Origin of the sequence: Pirellulimonas nuda, from assembly GCF_007750855.1 — a bacterium.
Classification (GTDB): domain Bacteria; phylum Planctomycetota; class Planctomycetia; order Pirellulales; family Lacipirellulaceae; genus Pirellulimonas; species Pirellulimonas nuda.
On record NZ_CP036291.1, the window covers coordinates 1,887,237 to 1,902,547 of the forward strand.

Here is a 15,311-nt window from a genome sequence, read left to right on the forward strand (position 1 = left end):
ATCTGTAGGGCCCGCCGCGGCGGGCCCCACTGGCTTTCGCTACTGTGGCGCGTCGGCGCCCTTCTTGTTCCCGACCGTCTGGAACCGGCTCATCAGACCTTCGCTGACGATGCCCACCTCCAGCACTAGTCGGGCCACGCGGTTGCGCAGGATGTTGTAGGCGGCGATCGCCGGGATCGCGATCATCAGCCCGACCAGCGTCGTGAACAGCGCGGTCGAGATGCCCGCGGCCAGCTCGCTGGCCTTGGGGGGGGTGGCGGCGTTGGCGATCACCTGGAACGAGGCGATCATGCCCTGGACCGTCCCCAGCAGGCCGATCATTGGGCTGATCGAGCCGATCAGCGCCATGTAGCTGAGCCGGTGCTCGAGCTTCATGTTCTCTTCTTCGCCGACCTCTTGCATGGCCTCGATCGCGTGCGGGTAGTCGCCCCCTTCGGAGATCTGCCCCAGCCCGGCCGAGAGGACCTTGCCGAGGAAGGAGTCGTCCGCGCTGGCGAGCTCGTAGGCCTCGGTGTACTGCTTGGCTTCGAGGTGCTGCTGGAAGCCGTCAATCAAGTCCTGCGGGACGACGTTCGAACGGCTGGCCTGCAATAGGTTCATCACAAACAGGGCCACCAGCGTGAACGACAGCGACAGGAACACCAGGCTGTAGCCGATGCCTAGCGATTGGTACGCCCAGGCGAGGTAGCTGACTTCCGGGGCTGCGGCCGGGGGGCCGGCGGTGGGTGGCGCCGCGGCGGGCGGTGCGGCCTCGGGGGCGGCGTCGTCCCCTTGGGCGGCCGCGTTTGGCGCCAGCGGGCCGGACAACGCCAGTGCGGCCGCGATGATCGCTATGCTCCCAAGCGAAACCATCCGATCGAAAAACGAATACACCTCGATAGGCACGTGAGGCCTCATGCGATTGAACCTTGGGAGATAGGAGGACTGCGACCTCTTAGCTTAATCGCGCTCGGTGCGATCGGAAAGCCGAATGAAGCGAGCTTTGCGAGCCTGTGACACTGCCCAACAGAGGTTGGGCTGAACGGACGGTCTATTTCGCCGCCCAACTTCCGGCGGCTGCTGCCGACGGCTCGCCCGGCTACTTCTTCGCCCAAACCGTGTTGCCGTATTGCTGTTTGAGAGTCTGCCGGGCCTGGCGCGCCTCGTTGGGCTTGCCGACCACCTCCCACAGCGAGCCCAGGTGGTACAGCGCCTCGGCCCGGGCGGGGGCGACGGTCTTGAGCAGCTCCTCGACGTGCAGGAACGCATAAAACGCGTCTTTTTCTTGCCCCGCAGCCAGGTAGGCCGATCCCAGGGCGTTGTACGCCGCCGCCAGCAGCTCCTTCTGATCGGGATCGGCGTCGCGGATGACCTGTTGGATCAGCTTGACGCCCTCCTCTGGCTTGCCGGTGGCCGCCATGCTGACGGCCTTGCCGAGCGTGGCGGCCAGCATCTGCGGCTTGGCGGTCGGGTCGTCTTCGGCGGCGACGGCGAGCGCCGCCTCGAATCGCTCGAGGGCCTCGGCGTGTTTCTCTTGGGCCTGCAGCGCCCGCCCGGCCAGCACGCCGGCCCGCATTTTGTAGGCGGGCCAGGGGGTCCTGGCGAGCTGATCGTAGTAGGCTTCCGCCTTGTCGTACGCGCCGGCCGCCGCGAGCAGGTCCCCCAGCAATTCAGTGCCTTCCAGGTAGTGGTAGCTGTTGCGGTTCTGCGACAGGAATCCCGCCAGCGCTCGCCCCGAGTCCTGCACCGAGCCTTCCCCCAGCAGGGCCAGGCGGGCGGCGCACATCGCCTTGTAGTACTCAACCTCTTGCGAAATCAGCTCGTTCTTGACCGAGGAGACGTCGATCGTTTGCAGCTTCTCGAGCGCTTTGGCGTAGCCGCCGTTTTCCGCGTTGACGCGTGCTTGTGTCAGGGCGGAGGGCTCGTCGCCGAAGACGACCGAGCGGATCTCGTTGACCGGCGCCTGGACGTCGGTCGAGCCGCGACGGACCGTCACCGCCATGGGCGAGGTCTCGGTCACTTCGCCGGCGATCGTGCTGGTGAACGTGCGGACCCGGTCGTTCTGGGCGCTGGCGCCGGTCGCAAACAGCAGCAGCGTGAGGGCGGCAAGGCTTGGGCGAATCAACATGGCGTCTCGGCTGGGAGTCGTGATGTACGGGTTTGGGTTACGAACGCAGCGCCTTCAGGCCGTCGGTCGGTTGGCCCTCTGCTTTCTGGATGGCCTTCATCAACTGGTCGAACTGAGCCTCGGAGGTCTCGCCCCCGAGGTCGGGGTACTGCTGCATCAGCGCGGTGATCGTCCGCTGCGCGCTCTCCAGCAGTTGGGCGCGTCGGGGCTCCGCGGCCTTCTCTGCTTCCAGGTAGCGGCTGCGCGCGATGTTGAGCCACGCCTCGAAGAACGTGTCGCGGAACTTTGGGTTGCTCCGCATGACCCGCCCGGCCACCGAGGCCAGCTTGCTCCAGCCCCACACGGTGTTCTTACCCGTCTCGGGCGCGGGCCGCCCGCCGGAGATGGCGAGCTTGAACATCCCGGCGTCGTCCGCCGTGGCCCATTCCTGGTAGGTGTAGGCGGCCGCCTTCTGCACGTCGAGCATCGCCTCGCGCTCGGCCAGCAGGCCGGCGAACGTCTCGAGGGCCTGCTCGTATTCTCCAAGCTTCCGCTGGCACTGGCCAAACTGCATCCGGGCCGCCAGCACGGACGTGTCGCTGGGGGCGAACGTGGGGTCGGACCCGGCCAGCTCGATCATGCGCGCGAATTGATCGCTCGCCTTCTTGAAGTAGGCCGTCTGCTTCTCGCCCGCCATCCCCTCGGCGAGGTTGTAGTAGGTGACGGCGATCCACTGCTGCTTGGTCCAATCGGCGCCGCCCCCCCGGCTGCTGAGCCGGTCGAGGATGGCGGCGAAGGCAGACGAGACGCGGTCCGCCTCGGCGGACCTGCCCATCTCAGTAAGACGCGCCACCTGCCTCTGAAGCTGCACTCCCAGGCCGAAATAGATAGTCGCGAGCCGCGGCGAGCTGGCCCCAAGGGACTTCTCAAGGCTGCCCATCACCTTGAGCGCCTCGTCGGTCTGCGGAGGTGTGGCCGACACATAGGCCCGCAGCGCCGCCTTGTAGGTCTCGACATCGTAGCCATCGCGGGCCACCGCGGGGTCGCCGCGCCGCACGAGCGTGAGCGGGCCCAGCTTCGGGTCCTGCAGCAGCTTGAGCGCCTCGGCCGCTTGGTCTTCGTCCAGCCGCGCCTGGGCAAGGTACAACGCGGCGGTGGCCGCCGGCTGTGTGGCCCCCCCGCCGCGGGCCGCGGCAAAGCTGGTCTGCAAAGCCTCGATCGCCTCGGCGTGCAGAGCGGCGTCGTCGGGGCTCTTGAGCGATTGCTCCCACAATGCCGCGGCGAGCTTGAGCTCGAACTGCGCCCTTTGGGCCGGCTCAACGCTGTCGATCACCGCGCGGGCCTCGCTGAGGCGGTTCTCGCGGATTGCTAGCGACAGCAGCACCGTGAACGCGGCGTCGGCCGTTGTGGAGCCGGGCCATCGGCGCGTCACAAAGCCGGCCATCTCCGCCAGCGACCGCGACTCGAAGCCCCCCGCGGCGTCCTCGCCCGCTTGCCGGTAGAGCTGCTCAAGCGAAGCCAACGCCACCTTGGCCCCCTTTTCGGCGTTGGGGTCGTCTGGGTATTGCTGGGCGATGTAGCTCCCCAGCACCGCGGCCCGGTAGTATTCTTCGTTCTCGTAGCGCAGGTAGCTGAGCAGGTACCGCGCGTCGTTAATCTGCTTTACGTCGGTCTCGTCGTCCACCAGCAGCAGCGCCGCCGCGAGCTTAGACTCCGCGTTTCGCTCTGCCTCGCGTGCTTGGGCGTTGAGCTGCTCGATCGCTTCTTGGTTGTTGCCGGCGGCCAGCCGCGCCCCCAGCTTTGCCGCGGCGACGGCCGAGAAAGCGTCGCGACCGGCCTGGTACGCCTGGGCGAAGTTCTCCGGCTCCTCGTCGGAATCGCCCAGCTTCGCGGATAGGTCGGCCAGGGCCAGCTTGGCGTCCGTGATAAACTCGTTGCCCCGGCTTGAGGCGTCGCGCAGCAGTCCGCGGGCGCTGAGCCGCAGCTTCTGGGCCTGGCCCGCGTTGCGTTGGGCTTCTGCGAGTTGAAGCTGCGCCATCGCCACCTGGTACTTTAGCGCGAGCGACTCGGGGCGATCGAGCTGCGCGGCCGAGAGCGCGTCGAGGGCCTGCTTGCCGGCCTGGGCGGCGGTGTCGGCCTCGCCCGAGGCCAGGCGGGTTCCCACCAAGTAGGCGTGCGCGAGCGTGACCAAGGGCTGCAGCTCGTCTACTTCCGCCAGCAGCTCTGTCAGGTCGAGGTAAGCGCCCTCGGCCAACTTCGTCTGCTCGGCCAGCTCGTACGCCTGCCCCTCGTACAGGTGAGCGTAGAAGCCCACGGTCCAGCGCGAGTACTTCTCGTACAGGTCCGCCAGCTCATCGGCGGCCTGCTGGCCGAGCTCCTTGCGTTGCTTCGACCCTGCCGGGAACGTACGCGCCTGCTCCAACAGGGCGCGGCCGCGGAGCAGCCGGGCCTGGGCGAGTTGATTGCGCAGGTCGAGCCGACGCTGGGCCTCGGGGCTGTCTGACTTGACCGCCTTGTATTGATCGAGGGCCTTGTCGAATAGCGTCTCGGACTGGTCGAACATCTCGCGTGAGCGGTCGAACTCGGCACGCGCCTGCTTCAACTGAGCGGCTCGCTCGGCGGAAGGGAGCGTTTCGGCCGTCGCGGCGAGCTGGCGGCCAGCGTCCAGCCGGGCCAGCGCGAGCCGGCTGGTGGCCTCGGCCGAGAGCTCGGCGTTGTTGGAGGTCTTGGCGAAGCTCTCCAGGTCTCGGCTCGCCCGCGCAACCGCGGCGTCGCGCGCCGCCCCCGTGAGTTGCTTGCTCGCCTGGTCGAGCAGCGTGAGCGCCCGCTCGTAGGGGACACGGGCGCGGAACGCGTCGGAAGCCAACGGGTCTTGCCCCGCCCGGTCGAGGAACTCGATGGCTTCGTCGTAGTGGCCGTCGCTACGCAGCGACTCGACCATCGCCGCGGAAAGATCGGCGCCTTCGACGGGGAGGCAGGAGACCAGCAGGCCGGAGAGGAAGATCGGCCGGAGCATGCAGTAGCGTCGCGTCATGCGGAGAACGAGCGTGGGCCTGTAGGAAGATTCAACGCGTCGCGGTGCGCCGCGAGTTCATCTTATCCCAGCCGAACCCAGATGGGCTACCGCTCGGCGCAGACGCCCGTAGGCCGCGTCGCTTGCGCAACCGTCAGGCGCCCCCCAGAGCGACGGCCGTCACTGTTCAAGCCGCTTCCAGAGCCGCGTCATGAACCCTTCCGGGACGGGGGCCTCGCGGAGACGACGATCGATCGACGCGTCGGTGGGGGCGTGCGGCCCGCCCAAGCGCGACTGCACGGGACCTCGCTTCCCTTCAACCGGCTCGAGGAATCCGCCCGTGAAGCTGAATAAACCACTGTCGGACGCGCCGAACGAACTGGTCGAATTACTAGACATGCTGTTCACCCAAACCCGATCTGGAACAAGTGCCCCTGCCCAAGCGACGCCCCTGGCAACCGGGGTAGCCGCTACACGCGCGCCATCGGACGGACTCGATCTATCGGAGCCAAAGAGCAGCCGCGCCTCACGCAGAGCCAGCGGCCCTCACGAGGACCCCGCGGCAGCCGATCGCGTTTGGCGGTCCGCAAGCAGCCGCTTGCGGAGTTTCTGGCGGGCCCGGCTAACCCGCGACAGGACGGTGCCCAAGGGCACCCCCAGCAGGTCAGCAGTCTCATGGTGGGTAAGCTCGCCCACAACGACCAGGAGCAACGACTCCCGGAGTTCTGGGCTGAGCCCGGCGAGGGCGTGTTGCATCTCGTCCGTATACTCCAGAGCCAACGGGTCCACCGCCGCTGCGGCGACTTCGAGCGTTTGATCTCCGGCAGGGGTCGGCACTCTGTGCGACCTACGCCATCGATCGACCACCCTTCTCCGAAGGATCGACGCTAACCACGCACGCTCTCCACGTTCTTGGTCGAACCTTTCTCGGCTACACCACGCACTGCGCAGCGTCTCCTGCACAATGTCCTCGGCTTCGTGCGCGTCGCCTACCAAGCGGTAGGCAAGTGCGTACAGAGCCGGGGCGTGCTGTTCGACCAGGACGCGAAATTCGCCCTTTGATAGCGCCACCCGTTGCCTCTCCTATCAGCATGTTCCGTGCTGACGTGAAACCGGTCGCTTGGCCCCAATGGTACCACGCGGCAGGCTCGCAGGGGTAATCGTTGGCGGCCCGGCTTCCTATTCCCAGAATCTAAAGAAAAAATGGACGAAGTGGGCCGATGGCGTCCGGCGTGCGCCGGTTAACCCCTCGCCGGGCGACCTGCATTTGCCGCAAGCCGTTGCGGCGCTTAGGATTGAGGCGGAGAAAACGCCGCCATGCTGCGATTCAACAAGCCCGGCCCTGGCCGACCGCCCAACTACCAATCGCGGTCGACCCATGCGCGGATGCTGGTAGCGGTGGCCGTGGTCGGCGGGGCGATGCTGCTCGCGAGCCGGCTGACCACCGAGCCCGCGACGCCGCCCGCCGCGCAGGAGCCCGCAGCGCCGATTGATTTGCGCCCCTTGCCCCAGGTAGATCGCGACCGGCTCGCGGCGGTCTCAGACAACGCCCCCTTCCGAGATACGGAGGAAGCGTCCTGGTTCTATCTGCTGGGGATCGCCGACCAGTCCGATCCGCGGTCGCTGGCGGCCGGCATCGAAGAGCCCACTACGTACGCTCAGCTCGTCTCGCAACCTGCCTACTACCGGGGCAAGGGGGTGCGGGTCGCCGGTTCGGCAAGACGCATCGAAGAAGTCACCCCGGCAGAGAACTCGGCCGGGATCGAACGCCTGTACCGGGTGACCCTCTGGCCGTCCGGAGGCCAGGTTTGGCCGGTGTTGATGTACTGTCTTGACCTCCCGCCTGGGATCGGCCCCGGCGATCGGCTCGCCATCCCGATCGAAGCCGCGGGCTACTTCTACAAGAACCACTCCTACGCCTGGGAGGGGGGCGTCGGGCTGGCGCCGGTGCTGCTGGCGAAGTCGTTCGTGGCGCCGGTCGAAGCGCCGCAGGAGCAATCTGTAGCCAACCCGACCGAGGGCCTAGGGCTGGTGGTCGGGGCGGCGGCCTTGATCGCCGCCTGCGCGGCCGCCGTTGTGTGGCTCACCTCGCGGCAGGCGAAACGCCCGACCCCATCCGCTACCGGCGCCGCGATATTAGCGGGCCTGGAAGACCCCGCCGGGAGCAGACCGTGAAGCCGCGTCCTGTGTTGTGTCTGTTGGTGATCCTGGCATGCGCCGCAAGCGGCGCGTCGGCGGCGTCCCCGGATGGGGCCGCCAAGCTGTCGGAGATCCTGGGGCTAGCCGATTGGTCGCCCGAGCGGCTAGGGAGGCTTCCGCCGGCCGACCGCTGGGACGCAGCAGACGTAGAAGAGGCCGTCCGGTTCGGGCAGCGGCTCGCAAGGATCGACGAGGCGCTGCTGCGATCGGCCGCGCGGGATGAGCCGGCTGCCAAGCTGGCCCCCGGCGATGCGTGCGTCGTCTCTGGGATAATCGTTGAGATCGAGGTCCGCCGTTTAGAAGAGGACGCCGCCCGACGGCTCGCTGCCGAGCAGCTTAGCATCGTGCGGATCGACTCCGCGGGCGCCGAATGGGTTGCGATCGTTCTCGGCGCGCTGCCGGCCTGCCTCCCCAGCGCCGGCATCGGCGCCCAGGTGCAGGTGGTGGGGGTGGTCGTCGGAAACCCCGAGTCGCCGCCGGGGATGGTCGTGGCGCCAGGGCTCCGCTGGACGCCGGCCGAGCCGAACTACCGCGACGTCAACCTGGGGGAGGCCATCCTGGGCGCCGCGGGCTACGACGTGGCCGTGCTGCACGCGCTCGCAGACGCCCGGCCGATCCGCGGCCCCGAGCGGGCGCCGTTTTTCGACCTGTTGGCTTTTGCACGCGATCAGTCGACGCAGTCGCTCCGGGAGCAAGCCCTGGCGAACTTGCCGCAGATCGCCGCGGTGTGGCAGAACGAACTCGAACAAACCCCCGCCGCAGAGCGCCAGCGCCGGCTGATGGCCGAGCGCGCAAGCGAAGCGGCCCAGGCGGGGCGTTTTAGCGTAGCGCCGCTGTTCCTCGACTCGGCCCAGCAGCGGGGCGAGCTCGTTACCCTCGACGGCGTGGCCCGGCGCGCCGTCCGGATCGAGGCGGGGGTCGACGCCGAGGGCCGGCCGAGCGACGTCCCCAAGCGTTGGGGCCTGGACCACTACTACGAGATCGACCTCTTCACGGAAGACTCGGAGAACCTGCCGATCGTGGTCTGCGTCGCGTCGCTCCCCGACGGCTTCGCTGTGGGGGACGACATCAGCCAGCCGGCGCGGGTAGCCGGGTTCTTCTTCAAACGATGGCTCTATCAGTCGCGGCGGCCCGCAGATCCGCGGCAGTCGAAGCTGGGGTTGCTGCACGACCCCCTGCAGGCGGCGCCGCTGCTGATCGGACCGCCGCCGATCATGTTGCAGGAGGCGGCGTCCAAGCCGTCGGGCGTGTTGCAACTTGCCGCGGGGGGGGGATTCGTGCTGGTGCTGGCCGCCGTCTGGTGCTACCTGTGGAATGCGTCGCGGACGCCGCCCCGGGCGGCCGCGATGGGCCGGCGAGGCCGGCAAAACCCCGGCCCCTAGGCCGCGCGGCAGGCCTTTTGGCGTTTCGCGATCGCCCCGCTTCAACCACACTGAAGGGCGTCGATCAATCTTCCCCCGACCAACGCAGCGATGAGCCAACCCAAACCCGCACAGTCGTACGGACGCGATCCGGTCCACCGCTACCCGCTGCTTGCGCCGCGGTTTTGGCACGGGCTGCGGATGGGGGACTGGTACCGCTTGGCGACAAAGAACCGCCTGCGGTTTGCCCCCAGCCAGTTCGGGACGGCGACTACGATTACGAGTTTTGCCGCGTTCAACAGCACGTTCGCGGCGCTGCAGCGCGTCACGCACGGCCGCCGGATCCGGCTGATGCGTCCCAAGCAGGCGCCGCTGTTCGTGTTGGGGCACTGGCGGAGCGGCACGACCATGCTGCACGAGATGCTGATCCGCGACCCACAGCACTCGTACCCCAACACCTACGACTGCTTCGCACCGCACCACTGCCTGGTGACCCACATGTGGATCCGGCCGATGATCGGCTGGATGCTGCCGAAGAAGCGGCCCATGGACAACGTGGCCGCCGGCTGGGCGTGCCCGCAGGAGGACGAGTTCGCCCTCTGCTCGCTGGGGGTCCCGTCCCCCTACATGGGAATGGCGTTCCCGAAGCACGGGCCGGTGAACCAGCAGTACCTGACGCTCAACGAGCTCACGCCCGAGGAACGTGAAGCCTGGAAGCACGCCCTCAAGACGTTCATCGCGACGATCTCGATCAAGGACGACCGTCGGCTGGTGATGAAGTCACCGCCGCACACGGCCCGCGTCCGCACGCTGCTCGAAGCGTTTCCGTCCGCAAAGTTCTTGCACATCTCCCGCGACCCGCTGACCCTCTATCCATCGACGATGCGCCTCTGGAAGTCGCTGTGCGACGCGCAGAGCCTGCAGGGGTATCAAGCCGACTACGACTGGATCGAGTCGTACGTGCTGGACAGCTTGGTGACGATGTACGAGGCGTTCGAGCGCGACCGCCCGCTGATCCCCCCCGGCCGACTGGCGGAGGTACGCTACGAAGACCTAGTGGCCGACCCCATCGGGCAGCTCCGGCGCGCCTACGAAGAGCTCGATCTTGGAGGGTTCGACGAGGTCGAGCCCCACCTGGCGGACTACCTGGGTGACAACCGCGACTACAAGACCAACCGCTACGACCTGGCGCCCGAGGTCGAGGCCCGCGTCCGCGAGCGCTGGGCGCCCTACTTCGAGCGCTACGGCTACGCCGAGACGGCTACGGAAAAGGGCTAACCACCAAGGGCACGAAGTAGCACGAAGGACGGACGAAGATTGGCAGGGCGAGTGATGGATTCAGCCTTGTTCGCGCCTTCACCAACGCTTGCAAAGCCACGCTCGCGGCGCCACTAGGTTGGGACCAAGACGACCTGCCCTGTGGTTCTTGCTTTGTGCTCCTTCGTGTCCTTGGTGGTTGGTCTTTTACGCCGCCCGTGGGCGTGGGGGTTTCTTGCCCTTGAGCTGGTAGACGTACGCCAGCACTTCGGCAACCGCGGCGTAGCTGCCGTCCGGGACCGGGTGGTTGATGTCGACCTCCTTGTACAGCAGCCTCGCCAGCGGCTTGCGTTCCACCACCGGCACGTTGTTTTCCAAAGCGAGGCGGCGGATGCGTTTGGCCAGCTCGCCGGCGCCCTTGGCGACGACGATCGGGGCCGCCATCGTCTCTGGGTCGTACTGGATGGCGATCGCTAGTTCGGTCGGGTTCGTGACGACCACGTCTGCCTTGGGCACCGCCGAGCCGACCCGGCTCAGCACCATCTGCCGGTGCACCTGCCGGCGGCGGGCGGCCACCTGCGGGTCGCCCTGCATGTTCTTCATCTCTTCCCGCAGCTCTTGATGCGTCATCTTGAGGTCCTGCTCGTGCTTCCATTTCTGGAAGGCGAAGTCGAACAACGCCAAGATCGACAACGCAAACCCCACCCACAGCAGCGTGGTGACCGTAATCCGGCACAAGAACGCGGCCAGCGGCGCGAACTCCATGCTGCCCGCCTCGAGGATCCGCGTCTGTTCTCCCCACAGCACGGCCGCGGCGACGGCGACCACGATCACTACCTTGATCATGCCGAAGCCGAGCCGCATGACCCCTTGGAGCGAAAAGATGCGGCCGAAGCCTTTGAGCGGGCTGAGCCGGCTGAAGTCGGGGGCCAGGCGTTCGGGCGTCAGCAGGGGGCCGGTCTGCAGCAGGTTCACCAGCACGCCGGCCAGCGCCAGCAGGGCGAGGATCGGCAAGAGCGACGTCCCGAGGCCGATCACGACGGCGACGCCTTGCCCCTGAAAGTGCTCCGGGCTGGCCGTCAGCGTCGGCGCCGCGGCAAGTTGGTTCTCCAGCAGCGCCGCCAGGTATTCGGCCAGGCGGCCGCCGAAGCTGAGCAGCAGCGCCGCGCTCGCCAACAGCATGAGCGCCGAAGCGAGGTCTTGGCTCTGCACAACCTGCCCCTTCTCACGCGCCTGCTGGCGGCGGTGGGGCGTTGCGTCGAAGGACTTTTCGCCGTTCGATTCGGCCACGGGCTAGTTGCAACAGTTGGGACTAAGGTAGGTCAGGCTGTGCCTGACGCAGAGCGGAGCGTTGCGTCTACCGCAACGCACGGCAGGCACGGCCCGCCCTACTCGCTGGCGGCTCTTATGGTTTCTTGCATGGCGACGAGCGAGTCGGCCAGCGGTTCTTGGAAGGTGTAGGCCATCGCCCCGACCGAGACCATCATCATCCCGAGCGTCAGCAGCGAGTTGACGCTGAATCCGACCACTACCGCGTTGATCTGCGGCAGCGTCCGGCTCACCAGGCCCAGCAGCACCGTGGCCAGGAACAACGCCACCAGCATCGGCGCCGCGGCGCGGACCCCCAGGTTGAAGCTCTGGCCGAGTAGTGTAATGAGCGCGTCGGCGTAGTCGTCGCCCCACGACACCCGGCCCGGGGGCGCCCAGCGGAACGTGTCGAGCAGCGCCTGGATCATCAGCCGATGGCCGCCGATGGCCACGAACACGGCCAGCGTGACAAAGTAGAAGAGCTGGCTAAACAGCGAGGCCTCTTCGTTGGACGCCGGATTCACGACGTCTCCGAAGCTCATGCCGCTGAGCTGGCTGACAAGCTGGCCTGCGACCTGCGCGCCGGAGAGCAGGATGGTGACCCCCAGCCCCAGCAGCGCGCCGGCGAGCAACTCGCCGGTGAGCATCCGCAGGAACTCGGCCGGCGGCGCCACGGCGTCCGACGCCCCTCCGGCCGCCAGCGGAGAAACCACCAGCGTCAGCGCCACGGCCAGCATCGCCCGGACACGCATCGGCATCATCTGGCCGCTGAGCAGCGGCGCCGTGGCGACGAGCGCCCCGACGCGGCCGAGCACCAGCACGAACAACGCCCCTTGTGCGATCAGCCAGCCTTCTAGTCCGTCCATGCCATGCCCCCCGCGCCTAGAGCGTCCCGGGGATGTTGGTAAAGAGCTGCTGCGAGTACTCCACCAGCCTCCCCAGCACCCAGGGGAGGGTGAAGATCAGCGCCAGGATCATCGCCATCAGCTTCGGCACAAACGCGACCGTCTGCTCCTGGATCTGCGTGAGCGCCTGGATCAGGCCGATCGCCAGGCCGACCACCATGCCGGCAATCAGCACCGGCGCAGCAACCATTGCGGCCACCAGCAGTGCGTCGCGCGTCAGGTCGATAGCGGTTTGCGGGTCCATCTTTTCTCTGAAGCGAAGGCTAACCACGAAGGACGGACGGCGACCGCCAAGTCGCCAAGAGCGCTAAGACGGACAAAAAGAGCGAAGGCCTGAGTTGACTGAGTCCCTCTCGCAGCATCTCGCCCTGCTACTCTTCCGAAGGTTTGAGAGTTGCTTCAAATTCTTCCGTCTTGGCGAACATGGCGCTCGCGGCGGCTTGTCGGTTCCCGTCTTTCCGTTGCTCGTCTGTCTTCGTGTCCTACGTGGTTCAACGACGTCCACGGTCAGGTCACCACATATAGTTCGAAGCTTTCCAGCAGCATGCCGATCACCAGCCTCCAGCCGTCGACCAGCACGAACAGCATCAGCTTGAACGGCAGCGAGATCAGCACCGGGGGGAGCATCAGCATGCCCATCGAGATGGTCACGCTGGCCACCACAAGGTCGAGCACCACAAACGGGAGGTAGACCTGGAACCCGATCAGGAACGCCGTTTTCAGCTCGCTGAGCATGAACGCCGGGAGCAACGCAGAGAGCGGCACTAGGCGTTCGCCCTCGGTCGGCTGGTAATAGGCGTACTCGGCGTCGCTGGCGGCCTCCTCCGGGAGGTAGGCGAGGAACATGTGCACGTCGTCGTCGTTACCGGTGCGCTGGATCTGGTCCGCCATGAAGCGCCGCAGCGGCTCCGTGGTTTGCGCAAACGCTTCTTCCAGCCCGATGTGCCCGTCGGAGTAGGGCTTGATCCCCTGCTCGTACGCCTGCTTCCACACCGGCGCCATCACCAGCAGCGTTACGAATAGCGCGATGGAGGTGATCACCTGGCTCGGCGGCAACTGCTGGGCGCCCAGCGCCTGACGCAGCAGCCCCAGCACCACGATCACCCGCACAAAGCTGGTGGTCATCAGCAGGATGGCCGGCGCCAGGCTGAGCGCCGAGAGCAGCAGCATCACCTGCATCGTTGAGCCGAGCTGCTCCGGCTTGAGCAGGTCTTGCGGCGACGAGAGCAGGTTTGCCGGGTCGATGATCGTGGTGGTGACGTTCGACGCGTCGCTGGGGCTCTGCTCCTCGACGACTGCCTCGAGCTGCGGCGACTGCGCGCCGGCGTGCGCCAGCGGCAGCGCCGTCAGGGCGATAAGCCAAACGATGACAGATATCTGGCTAACCATATGCGCGACCCCCAGGCGTGTTGGCGTAGGCGTCGGCAAGCCTGCGGCGGTCGAGCAGCGATGGCTCGTCCCCCGTTAGCCCGCCGTGCGCGGGCTCGCGGGTGAGTTGTTCGAAGATCTCTTGGAACGCGGCGGTGGCGCCGTTGGGGTTGGCTTGCTCGCAGATCCCCAGCATGCGCGCCACTTCGTCCGGGTCGGTGATCTCGGTGATCGGCTTGGCGCCTTCCGGGGTGACGTTCACCAGCACCAGCTTCGAGCCGATCTTCATTAGTTGCGCCGTCTGCTTGCCCGCCAAGCGGACCTGCCCCAGCACCATCACGACATCGCCCGGCAGCGGGCGGGCGCTGCGTGGCGCCGCGCGCCGCAGGCACCACATCGACAGCAGCAGCACGCCCACCACGATTGCGAGTGCGGCCCCCGTTGTCGCCAGCGCGCCTGGCGGGAGGTTCAGCGACTCGAGCCCGATGACCGGGGCGTTGGCGGCGTCCGCTTGTTCGGGGGGCGTCTTCGACCGCAACAGCCGCCGCGCGTGGTCGGCGCCGGCCTCGGCGGGGAAGCTCCGCGGGTTTGGCAGCGGCTTCTCGGTGGCGGGAGGGGCCGACGTTGCGTCGGCAGGGGTTGCGGGGGTCGTCGGCGGCGCGGGGGCGTCGCCCTGTTCTGGGGCGATGGGGCTCTCCATCGCGAGCCGCTCCCAGGCGCTGGTTGGCGGAACGGGGTCCGCACGCGGCGCTTCGGTGGCGGGCGCAGGGCTGTAGGACGTTGGGCTGAGAGGCGCAGGGCCGACGGGTTCAGGCGTCTGCCTCTCCGGCGCAGCGAGCGAGAACTCTGGCAGCAGGGGCGCCGGGCCGGGCGTCGCTTGCGGGGTGACAAGGGGAGCGGCCTCGATCGGCTCGGCGGGGGCGTCCATGCTGGCGAACCGCACGGCGGAACCAGCCGGCAGGCCGGCCGGGCCGCTGGCCTGGCTAGGCGCAGTCTGCCCAGCGGCTGCGGACAGCAGGAACGACCAGGTGAAGATAGCGAGGGTCGCCTGAGCGCCCATGGCGGCCTCCGTGCCGCTGGCGGGATCGAGTCGGAGCGGAGCTTATAGGGCGTCCCGGCGCCTACCGCCAGGGCAACCAAGCCGGGCGCCGCCAGCAAGCACGCCGGGAGCCAATAACCCACGGGCAACGCCCCGTCAGGGCGGCTGAGTGCATGCGCCTTCTGAGCCACCCCGACGGGGCGGCGCCCGTCGGCTATTGGCGCGGGTGCGCACTTGGAGGGGGCGGCGCTAGGCGACCGCTGATTCGCCGACGATCAGCTCGGTGACTCGGACGCAGAAGTTGTCGTTCAGCACCAGCACCTCGCCGCGGGCGACCAGGCGTCCGTTGACGATCACGTCGACCGGGTCGCCGGCGAGCTTGTCTAGCGTGACCACCGAGCCCCGCTTGAGCCTCAGCACGTCTTCGAGGTTCATGTCCGTGCGGCCCAGCTCGATCTTCAGGTCGAGCTCGACGTCGCGCACCAGCTCGAGCGTGGCGGCGTCCATGTTGGCGGGGGTGCCGCCGAACTCCTGCAGGTCGAACGGGCGGACGCCCGAAGGCAGTTCCCCGGAAGGTTCGTCAAGTGACGCGATCGCCGCCTCGGCCTTCTGCAGCAGGAGGTCGAGGTCGGAAGACTGGGCGTCCGCGGCTCCTGCCGCCGCCGCGGCGCTGATGAGCGCTTCTACCTCGGTCTGCGCCGCGGCGGATCGATCGCCCTGCGGCGGGTGATCCGTGGCGACCGATTCGGGTTGGTCTGATTCGCCTGCCATGGCG

General features: G+C 67.7%; 14 protein-coding genes. 3 read left to right on the top strand and 11 right to left on the bottom strand.

The features are described 5' to 3' along the window. Positions 1-39 precede the first annotated feature (39 nt). The 5 genes from Pla175_RS07860 to Pla175_RS07880 all read right to left on the bottom strand — a co-directional run bounded on the left by Pla175_RS07860 (position 40) and on the right by Pla175_RS07880 (position 6,170). A complete protein-coding gene (locus Pla175_RS07860) occupies positions 40-897 on the bottom strand; it encodes a MotA/TolQ/ExbB proton channel family protein (protein ID WP_145282882.1) in 858 nt (285 codons plus the stop codon). A 181-nt stretch (positions 898-1,078) separates the two neighbouring features. Further along, positions 1,079-2,107: a tetratricopeptide repeat protein gene (locus Pla175_RS07865; RefSeq protein WP_145282885.1), complete on the bottom strand. Its 1,029-nt coding sequence runs from the start codon at positions 2,105-2,107 to the stop codon at positions 1,079-1,081. Between the two features lie 37 nt (positions 2,108-2,144). Continuing rightward, positions 2,145-5,120 (bottom strand): coiled-coil domain-containing protein, encoded by a 2,976-nt coding sequence (locus tag Pla175_RS07870; protein WP_145282887.1) that lies wholly within the window; start codon positions 5,118-5,120, stop codon positions 2,145-2,147. Positions 5,121-5,279: 159 nt separating this feature from the next. Beyond that, on the bottom strand, positions 5,280-5,498 hold the full coding sequence (locus tag Pla175_RS07875) for a hypothetical protein (protein ID WP_145282890.1): 219 nt from the start codon (positions 5,496-5,498) through the stop codon (positions 5,280-5,282). Between the two features lie 147 nt (positions 5,499-5,645). Continuing rightward, entirely contained in the window at positions 5,646-6,170 is a 525-nt protein-coding gene (locus tag Pla175_RS07880) for an RNA polymerase sigma factor (protein ID WP_145282892.1), read from the bottom strand. Between the two features lie 246 nt (positions 6,171-6,416). Between Pla175_RS07880 and Pla175_RS07885 the strand changes: the two genes are divergently transcribed. The 3 genes from Pla175_RS07885 to Pla175_RS07895 all read left to right on the top strand — a co-directional run bounded on the left by Pla175_RS07885 (position 6,417) and on the right by Pla175_RS07895 (position 9,937). Continuing rightward, complete coding sequence (locus Pla175_RS07885) at positions 6,417-7,274, top strand: hypothetical protein (protein ID WP_145282895.1); 858 nt, start codon at positions 6,417-6,419, stop codon at positions 7,272-7,274. Then, complete coding sequence (locus tag Pla175_RS07890) at positions 7,271-8,680, top strand: hypothetical protein (RefSeq protein ID WP_145282898.1); 1,410 nt, start codon at positions 7,271-7,273, stop codon at positions 8,678-8,680. Before Pla175_RS07885 ends, Pla175_RS07890 begins: the two co-directional genes overlap by 4 nt. Before the next feature lie 90 nt (positions 8,681-8,770). After that, entirely contained in the window at positions 8,771-9,937 is a 1,167-nt protein-coding gene (locus Pla175_RS07895) for a sulfotransferase family protein (RefSeq protein WP_145282901.1), read from the top strand. A 186-nt stretch (positions 9,938-10,123) separates the two neighbouring features. On the opposite strand, the gene flhB is transcribed toward Pla175_RS07895, so the two are convergent. From flhB to fliN, 6 genes are all read right to left on the bottom strand, one after another. After that, a complete protein-coding gene (flhB, locus tag Pla175_RS07900) occupies positions 10,124-11,206 on the bottom strand; it encodes a flagellar biosynthesis protein FlhB (protein ID WP_145282903.1) in 1,083 nt (360 codons plus the stop codon). 98 nt (positions 11,207-11,304) lie between these two features. Next, positions 11,305-12,090, bottom strand: a complete 786-nt coding sequence (locus Pla175_RS07905) for a flagellar biosynthetic protein FliR (RefSeq protein ID WP_145282905.1) — start codon at positions 12,088-12,090, stop codon at positions 11,305-11,307. 16 nt (positions 12,091-12,106) lie between these two features. Then, positions 12,107-12,373 carry a flagellar biosynthesis protein FliQ gene (gene fliQ, locus Pla175_RS07910; protein ID WP_145282907.1) on the bottom strand — a complete coding sequence of 89 codons (267 nt, stop codon included), beginning with the start codon at positions 12,371-12,373 and terminating at the stop codon, positions 12,107-12,109. Between the two features lie 263 nt (positions 12,374-12,636). After that, positions 12,637-13,518, bottom strand: a complete 882-nt coding sequence (gene fliP, locus Pla175_RS07915; RefSeq protein WP_145282909.1) for a flagellar type III secretion system pore protein FliP — start codon at positions 13,516-13,518, stop codon at positions 12,637-12,639. Further along, positions 13,511-14,557 (bottom strand): flagellar biosynthetic protein FliO, encoded by a 1,047-nt coding sequence (locus tag Pla175_RS07920; protein WP_145282912.1) that lies wholly within the window; start codon positions 14,555-14,557, stop codon positions 13,511-13,513. The genes fliP and Pla175_RS07920 overlap by 8 nt, the downstream gene beginning before the upstream one ends. 228 nt (positions 14,558-14,785) lie before the next feature. After that, positions 14,786-15,307, bottom strand: a complete 522-nt coding sequence (gene fliN, locus Pla175_RS07925; RefSeq protein WP_145282914.1) for a flagellar motor switch protein FliN — start codon at positions 15,305-15,307, stop codon at positions 14,786-14,788. Positions 15,308-15,311 lie beyond the last annotated feature (4 nt).